Source organism: Shinella sp. HY16, assembly GCF_028534175.1.
GTDB lineage: Bacteria > Pseudomonadota > Alphaproteobacteria > Rhizobiales > Rhizobiaceae > Shinella.
Genome location: NZ_JAHYXL010000001.1, coordinates 36149 through 48937, shown reverse-complemented (window position 1 = coordinate 48937; position 12789 = coordinate 36149). Strand labels below are relative to the sequence as shown.

The window sequence follows — 12789 nt, the reverse complement described above, 5'->3', positions numbered from 1 at the left end:
AGACGCCGGCCTTTTTGTTTATGGGACTTACTTCCGCTCCGTCGGCTGCGCCTGGAGCCGGCCGCGGGAGCGCGATCGGCTGGCGCTCGCAAGGCGTTGCGTGGCCTCCTTCAGCTCCAGTTCGGAAAAGAGGTCCCGGTATTCAGGCCGCAGCATCATCGCCTCCATGGAGAGCTCCGGCTTGCCCGCGTCGAGCAGCCGCTCCAGCCCGGTCGTGCCGGGTTTGAACACGAGTTCTTTCGCGGCCCCCACGCCGCCATTGAGCAGCACGAAGCGGCGCAGCAGGACCGGGCGGAAGCCAAGCGTCGCGAAGCGATCGTAGAGCGCCATCATCTCCTTGTGGAAACGGCCTTCGGCACCCGGTCCGGCGCTGCGGGGGCCACGCATCAGAGACGGCCGACGCGCTCGGCGAGGAGAGCGAAGAAACCGTCGGCATCGACATCCTTCATCACCCGCGCATTGTGCTTTCGGTCGGTAACCTGCCACCAGTCGACGACGGTCATGCCAACGGTGAGCGGCGAAGCGGTCTCGATCTCCACGTTGCAGTTACGGCCGGAGAACAATTCCGGCTTCAGGAGATAGGCGATGACGGTCGGATCATGCAGCGGGCCGCCGTCGGAGCCGTATTTTTCAACGTCGAAACGCTCGAAGAAATCCAGCATCTCGACCAGGGCCTTGGCGGGGCGGCTGCCGATCGCACGAAGCCCGGCGACGCGGCTCTTCAGCGTCAGAACCTTGTGCGTGACGTCGAGCGGCATCATGACGATCGGAATGCCGGACTTGAAGACGGCAGCGGCTGCTTCCGGATCGACATAGATGTTGAATTCGGCGGCCGGCGTGATGTTGCCGCCCTCGAAGAAGCCACCGCCCATCATGACCAGTTCGCGCACACGGCCGGCGATGTCGGGCGCCTTTTCCAGCGCCGTCGCGATGTTCGTCAGCGGACCGAGCGTGCAGAGCGTCACCGTGCCCGCCGGTTCGTGCCGGAGTGTCTCGATGATGAAGTCCACGGCGTGCTGGGCCTCCAGCGGCATCTGGGGCTCGTGCAGCTCCGGGCCATCGAGGCCGGTCTTGCCATGGACATGCTCGGCGGTGATCAGCGGACGGGCGATCGGCTTGTCTGCGCCGGCATAGACCTTCACATCGGTGCGGGAGCAGAATTCCAGGATGATGCGGGCGTTGCAGGACGTACGCGCCAGCGGCACGTTGCCGGCGACGGTGGTGATACCGAGGATATCGAGTTCTGGGCTGCCGAGCGCCAGCATGATTGCGGCGGCATCGTCCTGGCCGGGATCCGTGTCGATGATGATTTTCCGTGGCTCAGACATGCCGTCTCCGTTTCCTCACTGGTTCTGTTCTTGGCCCGCGCTGCGCAGACGAAGCGGCGACTATATTTGCGAAATCGCCGTTCGCAAGCGTCTTGCGCCCTGCATCGGCAATCCCCATATTGCAACCATCGGGATGCCGAGGTCGGGTCCCGCCACAAAGTCGCTTGAAAGCCAAGGACTAGACGCATGTCACGCATGACCCCTTTCACGAGCCCGCTGCTCCTGGGCTTCGACGCCATGGAAAAGACCCTTGAGCGCATCGCCAAGGGCAATGATGGCTATCCCCCGTACAATATCGAGCGGCTTCAGCCGAACGGCGAGACGGGCGCACCGGAACGGCTGCGCATCACCCTAGCCGTCGCAGGTTTTTCCGACGAGGAGCTCGATGTGACGACGGAGGAAAACCAGCTCGTCATCCGCGGCCGCCAGGTCGACAGCGGCGAGCGGGATTATCTCTACCGCGGCATTGCGGCCCGTCAGTTCCAACGCACCTTCGTGCTTGCCGACGGCATGCGCGTTTCGGGAGCGGAGCTGAAGAACGGCCTGCTCTCGGTTGACCTCATCCGGCCCGAGCCTGTGCGAATGGTAAAGAAAATTAACATTTCCGTATCAGACTAGATCATGAGCCGTTCCTGCGGGAACACCCGCCGGAACGTTTCAAGCGTAACCTGATCGCCTGACGTACCGATGGGCCATGGTGGCCATGGACGTCCGGTGGCCGGCCCTGCCGGCATTGCCATGGAGGCAAAGATGGGACTGAAGAGCGTAACCCCCACCGTTTCAAAGGCAGACCTCGCGCATCTTGGCGCCGGTGAAGTCGGCTACATCAGGAAGATGAAGGCCGATGAAGTCTCGCGCGTCTTCCCGGAAGCGCCGGAAATCGACCCGAGCCTGGATCTCTGGGCCCTGTTCGGCGCCGATGGCACGCCGATCCTCCTGACGGACAACCGCTCGAGCACCTTCTACAAGGCGGCCGAGGACGACCTGCGCACCGTCAGCCTGCACTGATGTCCCGAAAACCTTCCGTCAGAGACGGCGGAAGGTGAGATAGGCCGACTTTCGGCCCTCGCGCTTGGCCTTGGCCTCGTAGCGCGTGCCCGGCCAGCCGGCAAACGGCGTCAGCCAGTCGACCGCGTTTTCGGCGGTCCACACGAAAGCGGGATGAGAACCGCAGTGCATAAGCGTCCAGTTGACATAGGTGTCGATGTCGGACGCGAAGCAGAAGAGCCCGCCGGGCTTCAGCACCCGGGCAAAGCGGTCGAGATTGACCTTCGAGACAAAGCGTCTCTTCCAGTGCTTCTTTTTCGGCCATGGGTCCGGATAGAGCAGATCGATCTGATCGATCGAAGCTGCCGGAAGCCAGTCCAGCAACTCCGTCGCATCGTCATCATAAAGCCGGATGTTCTTCGCGCCCGTCTCCTCGATGCTGCCGATCAGCTTCGCCATCGAATTGACGAAGGGCTCGACGCCGATGAAGGCGGTATCGGGCGTTTCCTGCGCGCGGTGGATGAGATGTTCCCCGCCGCCGAATCCGATTTCGAGGCGCATCCGGTTCGGGGAGAAATCGTAAAGCGTGGTGATATCCGCCGGTGCCGGGGTCGAAAGGTCGACCTTCAGCACCGGCAGCACGGTTTCAAGATGCTGCGCCTGCCGCTCCCGCAGCGGTTTTCCCTTGCGGCGACCGAAGAAGGCTTCGCTCGCGCGGCTGCGGCGCTCTGCATCCGTCATGTCGGCCTCAGTTCTTCAGGGCTTCCTTGAGAGCCTTGACGAGGTCGAGGCGCTCCCAGGCGAACGAACCGTCACGGCCGGCCTTGCGGCCGAAATGGCCATAGGCGGCCGTCTTGGCGTAGATCGGCTTGTTGAGGTCGAGGTGGCGGCGAATGCCCGACGGGGAAAGGTCCATGACCTTGCGGATCGCCTCCTCGACAGCATCTTCGCTGACCTTGCCGGTGCCGTGCAGGTCGACATAAACCGAGAGCGGCTGGGCGACGCCGATGGCGTAGGAGAGCTGGATCGTGCAGCGGTCGGCAAGGCCGGCTGCAACAACGTTCTTGGCGAGGTAGCGTGCGGCATAGGCGGCGGAGCGGTCGACCTTGGTGGTGTCCTTGCCGGAGAAGGCGCCGCCGCCATGCGGGGCTGCACCGCCATAGGTGTCGACGATGATCTTGCGGCCGGTGAGGCCGGCGTCGCCGTCCGGTCCGCCGATGACGAACTTGCCGGTCGGGTTGATGTACCAGGAGCAATCGTCGGCGATCTCGATATCGTGCAGCGCCTCGCGGATATAGGGCTCGACGACCTCACGGACCTTCTTGGAATCCCAGCTGTCATCCAGATGCTGCGTGGAAAGCACGATCGAGGCGACATCGGCGGGCTTGCCGTCGACATAGCGCACGGTCACCTGGCTCTTGGCGTCCGGGCCGAGCTTGCCCGCATCGCCCTCGCCCTTCTTGCGCGCGTCGGCGAGAAGCTGGAGGATGCGGTGCGAGTAATAGAGCGGCGCCGGCATCAACTCCGAGGTTTCGCGGCAGGCGTAGCCGAACATGATGCCCTGGTCGCCGGCACCCTCGTCGCCCTGCTTGTCGGCGGCATTGTCGACGCCCTGGGCGATATCTGCGGACTGCGAGTGCAGGAGCACGTCGATCTTCGCCGTCTTCCAGTGGAAGCCATCCTGCTCGTAGCCGATATCGCGGATCGCCTTGCGGGCGGCGGACTTGAACTTGGAGGGGTTGATGACGTCGTTGCCGTCCTTGTCCTTCTTCAGAAGGCTTGGCGGCAGGCGCACTTCACCAGCAATGACGACGCGGTTGGTCGTCGCAAGCGTTTCGCAGGCAATACGGACCGACCAAGGATCGACCTTCGACTTCACGGCTTCGCGGTAGACCAGATCGACGATTTCGTCGGAGATGCGGTCGCACACCTTGTCCGGGTGGCCCTCGGCGACGGACTCGCTGGTGAAGAGATAACTGCTGCGCATGCGGGAATTCCCCTCAAAGAAAATGGACTTCGACGTTGTTATTCAGTTCGCAGGGGAAAGACAAGCACAGAAGGACATAAGAATATGTTTATGTCCCGGCATTCCAGGTGTTGCCGCACGCCTGTCACGCCCACGTGGCAGGCTCCCGTACAAACGAAAAGCGGCCCCGAAGGACCGCCTTTTCTTTGCCAATCTCACCGGGAGGTCACTCGAGTTCGGCCTCGGCAGCGAGCGCCTTCACGAGGTCCACGAGCTTGCGGCGCACCTTGGGGTCGCCGATCTTGACGAAGGCCCGGTTGAGCTGGAGACCCTCGGAGGACGACAGGAAGTCGACCACATAGTTTGAACTCGATGCTTCGGCAAAGCCCGTCTGGGCATCCGCCTGCTCGCCCGGCGCATCCTCGAAGAAGAAGGAGACGGGCACGTTGAGAATGCTCGAAATGTTCTGCAGACGGCTGGCGCCGACGCGGTTCGTGCCCTTCTCGTATTTCTGGATCTGCTGGAAGGTGATACCGAGGCTTTCGCCGAGCTTCTCCTGACTCATGCCGAGCATGGTCCTGCGAAGCCGGATCCGGCTGCCGACGTGAATATCAATCGGATTCGGCTTCTTTTTGTTTTCCATCATCAATGTGTCCTAACGCGCGGAAATGGCCCCACCCTGCCGACGGCCCTCAGGAGACTTAACGTCACGTTGTATGCGCAAACCCTGAAGGTCGCCACAATACAAGAAAACCGCCGACGGCGTGCACTATGCTATTTTAGGGGTTTTCGGTCAATTCGTCCTGTTTCCAAAACCAATGCGAGAAATGCCTGCTGCCACGAATAGAACGGCAAGCACAATCAGAAACGACCAATTCCGCCACTTTGCCAACTCACCGGGCGCAAACCTTCCCGGAACGGTTGCATCAACAAAGCCCGGAACGTCATGAGCAAGACCCGCAACCACCCTGCCCTTGGCATCCACCACGGCAGAAATGCCGTTGTTGGCGGCGCGAATCAGCGGGAGACCGCGCTCGACAGCGCGCAGCTGCGCCTGCTGGAAATGCTGGTAGGGGCCGGGCGTCCTTCCGAACCAGGCATCGTTGGTGACGTTCAGAAGAGCAGCGGCCGTATCGGCCGACCCGGTAATCTCCGAGGGGAAAATCGCCTCGTAGCAGATCAGCGGATAAAACCCCTTGCCGAGCGCGCTCAGCAGCTGCGGCTCGCGGGCGGCAGAAAAGCCGCCCGGCATTGCGACGGCGTCGACGCCGAGACCTTCGAACATCTCCGCAAAGGGCATGTATTCGCCGAAGGGTACGAGATGCACCTTGTCGGCTGCGCCGGTTATCTGTCCCTTGCCGTCAATGGAATAGATGGAGTTGTAGTAGCGCGGGGCCTTGCCGGAGCCGGCGCTTTCGGTGCGCACGGCACCGGCGATCAGCATCTGGTCATCCTCCAACACGGCTGCGATACGCACCAGCGCGTCGGGATTGTCCGTCAGGATGAAGGGAATGGACGTCTCCGGCCAGACGATGATGTCAGGTCGCTTGCCACCCTCCGCCGGCTTGGCGACACTCAGGGCGAGATGCCGCTCGAAGATTTCCGCGCGCGCGCTGTCGTCGAGCTTCATCGCCTGATCGATGACCGGCTGGACGAGGCGGATGACGGCCGTCTCGTCTTCGCGCGCCGGCACGAGGTAAAGGGCATAATAGCCATAACCGAGCTGAGCAGCGAACAGCAGACCGGCGAGCGACAGGCCGATCCCGCGGCCGCGCCGCGTACCGATCAGTGCCGGCGCAGCGAAGACGAAGACGGCAAGCGCGTTCATACCGGCTATGCCGACGACGCCCGCCGACTGCATGAGCAACGGCACGGGCATCGCTCCATAGCCGACGGCATTCCAGGGGAACCCGGTGAACAGCGTGCCGCGCAGCCATTCCGCAATGCCGAAAGCAAAGCCGAGCGCCGCGATGCGCCCCATGCCGTCCGACCAGAGGAGGCGGGCGAGCGCCGCCGCAAAGCCGTAATAGAGAGCAAGGAAGGCCGGCAGACCAAATACGGCGAGCGGCAACGCCCACGCGAAGGCGTCCGCCTCGACGAGCAGCGCGTTGCCGAGCCACCAGAGCCCACCAACGAAATAACCGAAACCGAAGAGCCAGCCGATACGGAAGGCGGGCGCGAGGCGCCGCAGCAAGCCTGCCTCCGGCGCGGCGCTCGCACCGTCGAGCAACCAGACGAGCAAGGTGAAGGAGACGAACAGCGCCGCAAAGAAGCCGAAGGGTGGCAGTGCCAGCACCCCGATCAAGCCCGCAAGAAATGCCAAAAGCGCCCGTCTTGTCCCAGACAGGAGCATGACCCTGCCCGCAAGCCGCTCCATGCTGTCCCCTTTTTATGTCCCCGAATCAGCCGCGCCAGTTTCCCAAAAAACCAGCGCCTTGTCCCGCGTCACGGCGGCACAAGGCGCAGATCGTTTTTCGAAGGTGCCGCCCGACTATTCGGCGTTCGCCCCATCGTTCTGCTGTTCCGGCAATTTTTTCCGCTCGCCGGCAAGGGACAGTCCCTCACCCTCGGGCTTGCGCTCGCGGCGGCGAACGGAGCCGGCGCGCTTGCGGGTGACACGCACCCGTTTGACGCGACGCGGGTCGGCGTCGAGGATATGGAATTCGAAACCGGGCACCGCCTGCACCACCTCGCCGCGCACCGGAATGCGACCAAGCGAAGCGAAGATCAGGCCGCCGAGCGTATCGGCGTCTTCCAGTTGTTCGCGGATGTCGAAGTCCGGGCCGATCGCCTCGGCCAGTTCCTCGAGTTCGACACGGGCATCGGCGATGAAGACGTCGTCGCTCACGCGCTGGATCATGGCTTCGTCGTCGTCGTGCTCATCCTCGATATCGCCGACGACCATCTCGACGATGTCTTCCAGCGAGGCAAGGCCGTCCGTGCCGCCGTATTCGTCGATGACGAGGGCCATCTGCGTGCGGTCGGCCTGCATGCGTGCCATGAGGTCGGCGGCAAGCATGGAAGGCGGCACGAAAAGAACCTGACGGATGATACCGGCTTCGGCGACGGTCTTCGACAGATCGACGCGGCCAAGGTCGAACTCGGCCTTTGGCGTGCGGGCCGGCTTCTCGCCACTGGCGGGTGCGGCCCTTGCACCGGTACGCCGCTTGTTGCGAGCCTGCTTGGTGACATAGGCGAGCAGGTCGCGGATATGGACCATGCCTCGCGGATCATCGAGGCTTTCGTTGTAGACCGGCATGCGCGAACGGCCGGAATCCTCAAAGATCACCATCAGTTCGGCAATCGTGATGTCCTGATCGACGGCCTCGATATCGGCCCGCGGCACCATGACATCCTCGACCCGCACCTCGCGGAAACGAAGAATGTTGTGCAGCATCGCCCGCTCTTCGGGCAGGAAGGTCGGCTCGCCGCCGCTCTCTTCCGTCATCAGGGCCTCGGCAAGGTCCTTGCGCAGACTGGAGGCACCTGTCATGCGCCAAAGCCGTGCTGCACGGGACCAGAAGGATGTCCGGCCCCCGCTTTCCGGCTTCGGCGCGCTGCTACTACTGCCCGCCTCGTCCTGACTTGAGGCGTCCGCCTCGCTCTTTTCCGTCGCTACGGACTGGTTTCTAAAGTCGCTCATTGGTCCAAACTATTCATCGGGGTCATCCCCGTAGGGGTCAGATAGGCCAAGCTCGGCAAGAATGCGAGTCTCCAGCCCCTCCATTTTTTCCGCTTCTTCATCGTCCATATGATCATAGCCGAAGAGATGCAGAAATCCATGCACCATCAGATGCGTGAGATGATCGTCGAAGGACTTGCCGAGATCGGCCGCCTCGCGGGTCAGGGTTTCCTCGGCGAAGATGATGTCGCCGAGCATCGGGCCCGGCACTTTTCCAGGCGTCAGCGGAAAGGCCGGGAAGGACAGGACATTGGTCGGCTTGTCCTGGCTGCGCCATTCCGCATTGATGCCGCGGATGGCTTCGTCGTTGGTGAAAACGAGCGAGACTTCCGGTGCGCCGGTCTTCGGGAAGGGTTGTTTTTCCTCCCGCCGAAGGAATTTTGCGGCCGCACCAAGGACCCGCCCGCTGATGTCGAGCAAGCGTTCTTCGGAGGGCCATGCGCCCTCTTCGATGGAAATCTGGATGTCGAGTTCGCTCATGAGGATCGAGGACCGCCTCAGCGGTCCAGCTGCTCGCTTTCGTCCTGCACTGCCGTCTGGGCTTCATAGGCCCGCACGATGCGGGCGACCATCGGGTGGCGGACCACGTCGACATCCTTGAAGCGCACGACCGACACGCCCTCGACGCCCTTGAGGATCTGCAGGGCTTCGACGAGGCCGGATTTGACGCCGCGCGGCAGGTCGACCTGGCTTGGATCACCCGTGACGATCATGCGGCCGTTTTCGCCGAGACGCGTCAGGAACATCTTCATCTGCATCGAAGTCGTGTTCTGCGCCTCGTCGAGGATGACAGCGGCATTGGCGAGCGTACGGCCGCGCATAAAGGCGAGCGGCGCGATTTCGATGACGCCGGCCGTGATGGCGCGTTCGACCTTGTCGCCCGGCATCATGTCATAGAGCGCGTCATAGAGCGGGCGCAGATAGGGATCGACCTTCTCCTTCATGTCGCCCGGCAGGAAGCCTAGGCGCTCACCGGCCTCGACGGCTGGACGCGACAGGATGATGCGGTCGACCGCGCCGCGCTCCAGAAGCTGGGCGGCATAGGCGACGGCGAGATAGGTCTTGCCCGTGCCGGCCGGGCCGACACCGAAGACGAGCTCGGAGCGCTCCAGCGCGCGGATATAGGTATCCTGCGTCGGCGTGCGGGCGGCGATGGTCTTCTTGCGGGTGGAGATCTGCGACATGGTGAGTTTGGCCTTGCGCTCCATTGTCGGCAGCGAAAGCTGGTCGTCCGCGGCGATCGCCATGCGGATCGCGCCTTCCACGTCGGAAAGCTCGATCGAGCCGCCCTTCTGGAGACGATCATAGAGATAATCCAGCGCCCGGCGGGCCTGGTTTGTGGCCACCACGTCGCCGGAGATGGAAACGGAATTGCCGCGCGCCCGCGCATCGATGTTGAGGCGCTGCTCCAGGAGCTTCAGGTTCTGGTCGAACTGACCGAAGAGCTCGCTCGCGTATCGATTGTTCTCGAAGGTCAGCACGAACTGGTTGGCGTCGGTCTGGCTTTTCGACTGGCGCGGCGATGACGTCGTCAATTCGTGTCCGTTCAAGCGGTCAGGCTCCTTGCGATCCGCCCGTCAACCGATCGCTTCCGCGAAAAGGCTGTTGGGCCCGGTATCGGTGATTCGTACCCGGATAATGTCACCGATTTCCGACAGTTTTGCATCAACATTCACAGGCTGCAGCCAGGGCGAGCGGCCGACGAGCTGGCCGGGCATGCGGCCGGGCTTCTCCAGAAGCAGGTCGATCTCCTTGCCGACACAGCCGCGGGCGAATTCGCGCTGCTGTTGAAACAGCAAAGCCTGCAATCTTTCAAGGCGTTCCGACTTAACGTCTTCCGCGACATGGCCATCCATGTCGGCGCCGGGCGTACCGGGGCGGATGGAATACTTGAACGAAAATGCCTGTGCATAACCGACCGCCTCGATGAGGCGCATCGTGTCCTCGAAGTCCTGATCGGTCTCGCCGGGGAAGCCGACGATGAAGTCGCCGGAAATCGCCAGCTCCGGCTGGACGGCGCGAATGCGCTCGATAAGGGCGATATACTCGGCCGCAGTGTGGCGCCGGTTCATCGCCTTCAGGATGCGGTCGGAGCCGGACTGGACGGGCAGATGCAGGTAAGGCATCAGCGCCGGCAGGTCGCGGTGGGCCTCGATCAGACGATCGTCCATGTCACGCGGATGGCTGGTCGTATACCGCAGGCGCGCAAGGCCCTTGATCTCGGCCAGCCGGTAAAGCAGGTCGCCAAGGCCCCATTCGCCACCATCCGGGCCGAGGCCGTGCCAGGCATTGACGTTCTGGCCGAGCAGCGTGATCTCCCGCACGCCCCCTTCGACGAGACGCTCGGCCTCCGAGACGATCTGTGAAACCGGACGGGAGACTTCCGAACCACGCGTATAGGGCACCACGCAGAAGGTACAGAACTTGTCGCAGCCTTCCTGCACCGTCAGAAAGGCGGTGACGCCACGGGCGCGGGTCCTTGCCTTTTCCGGCGCAGGAAGGTGCTCGAACTTGTCCTCGATGGCATAGTCCGTCTCGACGACGCGTTCGCCACCCTTGGCGCGGCGCAGCGCCTCCGGCAGGCGATGGTAGGTCTGCGGTCCGATCACCAGGTCCACCGCCGGCGCGCGGCGCAGGATTTCCTTGCCTTCGGCCTGGGCGACACAGCCGGTGACGCCAATCACCATTTCGCGGCCGTCCTTGGCGCGCGCCTTCTTCATCTCGCGCAGGCGCCCGAGTTCGGAATAGACCTTTTCCGCCGCCTTCTCGCGGATGTGACAGGTGTTGAGAAGGACGAGATCGGCCTCTTCCAGCACGTCCGTCGCCTGGTAGCCGTCCTTTGACAGCGCATCCGTCATGCGGTCGCTGTCATAGACGTTCATCTGACAGCCATAGGTCTTCACGAAGACCTTGCGGGTGTTCGGGCGCACGCTCGGCGTGGCGCTGGCTTCGGGCGGGAGGACGGATTGTTCGCTCATGGCCGCTTCCATAGTGGAAAAGCCCCGGAAAATGAAGCCCCGTTGCGCCCGCCGTTCTACCGCCCGCGCAGGCGCGCGCCCAGCATGGCGCGAATGCGCGCCTCGACCGTGCGACTCACCTCTTTGCGATTGCTGCTGCGGGAATAGTCAACCCGCTCGCCGAAATCGACATCCACATCCACCGCCCCTTCCCGCGCAATGCCGAGGAGATGCGGCAGAAGCTCGATATCGCCCGGCCAGGCGGCAAGCGGGCGGTGGAAGCGGCCCATGGCCATGCCGTGCACGCCGGTATAGGCGATCGAGACCGGCTGGATGAACACGACACCCTCAGGCGCATGAGGCACGGCGGACGCGGCAGCGCCGAAGAGCGACGTCTTGATCTCCAGCAGGCGGTTGCCGTCCGACGTGGTTCCTTCCGGGAAAAGCACGACGATCTCGCCATCCGCCATGCGCCGCGCGATCTCGTCCACCTGGTCGCCGGTCTTCTGGCGCTGCTCGCGCTCGACGAAGATCGTTGCCTGGAGACGGGCGAGAATGCCGAAGACCGGCCAGCCGCGCACCTCGGATTTGGCGATGTAGACGACGTCGGCCACCGAGCCGAGCACCATGATGTCCTTCCAGGAGACATGGTTGGAGGCAAGCAGCAAGGGCCGCTTCGTTTCCAGCGTGCCATGCACCCGCACCCTGAGGCCGAGCCCCCAGCAAGCGACGCGATGCCAGAGGCGCGGCACGTGACGGCGGATCTTCAGATTGAAGCGCAGGCCGACAAGCTGGATGGGCAGCAGGATGACTGTCGCCGCGACGAGAACAAGAAAAGCGAAGGCAAGACGCAGCCAGACGATCAAGAGATCACCGGCCGAGGGTCAAGGGAAACGGGATCCGCCTCACTCGCCCTCCTTGAGCGGAATGCCATAGAGCTCGAGGCGGTGATCGACCAGCTTGAAGCCGTGTTCGCGGGCAATACGCTCCTGCAAGGCTTCGATCTCCGGCGAGTGGAACTCGATGACTTCGCCGCTCTTCAGGTCGATGAGATGGTCGTGATGCTCGTCCGGCACGGTCTCATAGCGCGAACGCCCGTCGCGGAAATCGTGGCGCTCGATAATGCCGGCGTCCTCGAAGAGCTTGACCGTGCGATAGACGGTGGAGATGGAAATGCGCGCATCGACCGCCGACGAGCGGCGATAAAGCTCTTCCACATCCGGGTGATCGGCCGAAGCCTCGAGCACGCGCGCGATCACGCGGCGCTGCTCGGTCATGCGCATGCCGCGCTCGACACAAAGCTCTTCCAGCGATTTCTCGACATCCGACATGCGATCCTGCCCTCTTTCGTTCGGCCCCCCGATAGGGGACTAGCGAAGATCGCGCCGCAAGACAAGCGCCGTGGATCTGTAACCATCGGCGGCGACATAATAGGCCTTGCGCTCGCCAACCTTGGCAAAGCCGAGCTTGGCATAGAGCCCGCGGGCCGCGACATTGCCTTCGTCGACCTCCAGAAAAATGTCTTCGGCACCGCGCATCTTCGCCTCGCGCAGGGCCGCCTGCATCAGCCGCCAGCCAAGGCCCGCACGGGAAAACCGCCCATCGACGCCGATCGTCAGGATCTCCGCCTCCCCCGCTGCGGCACGGGCCAGCACGAAGCCGCCGGCCATGCGGCCGAGCGCACCTTCCTTCAGCGCCAGGAAACCATAGACCGGCTCCTGCAGCAGCAGCGAGTGGAATTCGCCATCGTTCCAAGGCTGGGGAAAACGTGCGCGATGCAGCGCCGCAGCAATGCTGGCATCAGCGGTTTCCAGGGGGAAGATGTCAAAGGCCGGTTTGCGGGTGAAGTAATCGCTCAAGGACATGCCG

The 12789-nt window shown here is 63.2% G+C and carries 15 protein-coding genes; 2 read left to right on the top strand and 13 right to left on the bottom strand.

Annotated elements, in window-relative coordinates:
* Positions 1 to 27: 27 nt before the first annotated feature.
* Positions 28 to 387, bottom strand: coding sequence for a hypothetical protein (locus K0P03_RS00245; protein ID WP_272788587.1), 360 nt, complete (start codon positions 385 to 387; stop codon positions 28 to 30).
* On the bottom strand, positions 387 to 1328 hold the full coding sequence (locus tag K0P03_RS00240; protein WP_272788586.1) for a nucleoside hydrolase: 942 nt from the start codon (positions 1326 to 1328) through the stop codon (positions 387 to 389). Before K0P03_RS00240 ends, K0P03_RS00245 begins: the two co-directional genes overlap by 1 nt.
* A 186-nt stretch (positions 1329 to 1514) precedes the next feature.
* Between K0P03_RS00240 and K0P03_RS00235 the strand changes: the two genes are divergently transcribed.
* Both K0P03_RS00235 and K0P03_RS00230 read left to right on the top strand, forming a co-directional pair.
* Positions 1515 to 1946: an Hsp20 family protein gene (locus tag K0P03_RS00235; protein WP_272788585.1), complete on the top strand. Its 432-nt coding sequence runs from the start codon at positions 1515 to 1517 to the stop codon at positions 1944 to 1946.
* 132 nt (positions 1947 to 2078) lie between these two features.
* A complete protein-coding gene (locus K0P03_RS00230) occupies positions 2079 to 2336 on the top strand; it encodes a DUF1150 family protein (RefSeq protein ID WP_024270222.1) in 258 nt (85 codons plus the stop codon).
* Between the two features lie 18 nt (positions 2337 to 2354).
* Here K0P03_RS00230 and trmB read toward each other — a convergent pair whose 3' ends face one another.
* The 11 genes from trmB to K0P03_RS00175 form a co-directional block, all read right to left on the bottom strand.
* Positions 2355 to 3056: a tRNA (guanosine(46)-N7)-methyltransferase TrmB gene (trmB, locus tag K0P03_RS00225; protein ID WP_024270223.1), complete on the bottom strand. Its 702-nt coding sequence runs from the start codon at positions 3054 to 3056 to the stop codon at positions 2355 to 2357.
* 7 nt (positions 3057 to 3063) lie between these two features.
* On the bottom strand, positions 3064 to 4302 hold the full coding sequence (metK, locus tag K0P03_RS00220) for a methionine adenosyltransferase (protein ID WP_023516952.1): 1239 nt from the start codon (positions 4300 to 4302) through the stop codon (positions 3064 to 3066).
* A 205-nt stretch (positions 4303 to 4507) separates the two neighbouring features.
* A complete protein-coding gene (locus K0P03_RS00215; protein ID WP_024270224.1) occupies positions 4508 to 4927 on the bottom strand; it encodes a helix-turn-helix domain-containing protein in 420 nt (139 codons plus the stop codon).
* A gap of 147 nt (positions 4928 to 5074) precedes the next feature.
* Positions 5075 to 6658 carry an apolipoprotein N-acyltransferase gene (lnt, locus tag K0P03_RS00210; RefSeq protein ID WP_272788584.1) on the bottom strand — a complete coding sequence of 528 codons (1584 nt, stop codon included), beginning with the start codon at positions 6656 to 6658 and terminating at the stop codon, positions 5075 to 5077.
* A 114-nt stretch (positions 6659 to 6772) separates the two neighbouring features.
* Positions 6773 to 7924, bottom strand: a complete 1152-nt coding sequence (locus K0P03_RS00205) for a hemolysin family protein (protein ID WP_272788583.1) — start codon at positions 7922 to 7924, stop codon at positions 6773 to 6775.
* A gap of 9 nt (positions 7925 to 7933) precedes the next feature.
* Positions 7934 to 8443, bottom strand: a complete 510-nt coding sequence (gene ybeY, locus K0P03_RS00200) for an rRNA maturation RNase YbeY (protein ID WP_024270227.1) — start codon at positions 8441 to 8443, stop codon at positions 7934 to 7936.
* 17 nt (positions 8444 to 8460) lie between these two features.
* Positions 8461 to 9513, bottom strand: a complete 1053-nt coding sequence (locus tag K0P03_RS00195; RefSeq protein WP_023515888.1) for a PhoH family protein — start codon at positions 9511 to 9513, stop codon at positions 8461 to 8463.
* 27 nt (positions 9514 to 9540) lie between these two features.
* Positions 9541 to 10941 (bottom strand): tRNA (N6-isopentenyl adenosine(37)-C2)-methylthiotransferase MiaB, encoded by a 1401-nt coding sequence (gene miaB, locus K0P03_RS00190; RefSeq protein ID WP_272788582.1) that lies wholly within the window; start codon positions 10939 to 10941, stop codon positions 9541 to 9543.
* A 56-nt stretch (positions 10942 to 10997) separates the two neighbouring features.
* Positions 10998 to 11729, bottom strand: coding sequence for a lysophospholipid acyltransferase family protein (locus tag K0P03_RS00185; RefSeq protein ID WP_443020567.1), 732 nt, complete (start codon positions 11727 to 11729; stop codon positions 10998 to 11000).
* 96 nt (positions 11730 to 11825) lie between these two features.
* On the bottom strand, positions 11826 to 12251 hold the full coding sequence (locus tag K0P03_RS00180; protein WP_023515885.1) for a Fur family transcriptional regulator: 426 nt from the start codon (positions 12249 to 12251) through the stop codon (positions 11826 to 11828).
* Positions 12252 to 12290: 39 nt separating this feature from the next.
* The gene (locus K0P03_RS00175; RefSeq protein ID WP_272788580.1) at positions 12291 to 12785 is read right to left on the bottom strand and encodes a GNAT family N-acetyltransferase; all 495 of its coding nucleotides are present in this window, start codon (positions 12783 to 12785) and stop codon (positions 12291 to 12293) included.
* Positions 12786 to 12789 lie beyond the last annotated feature (4 nt).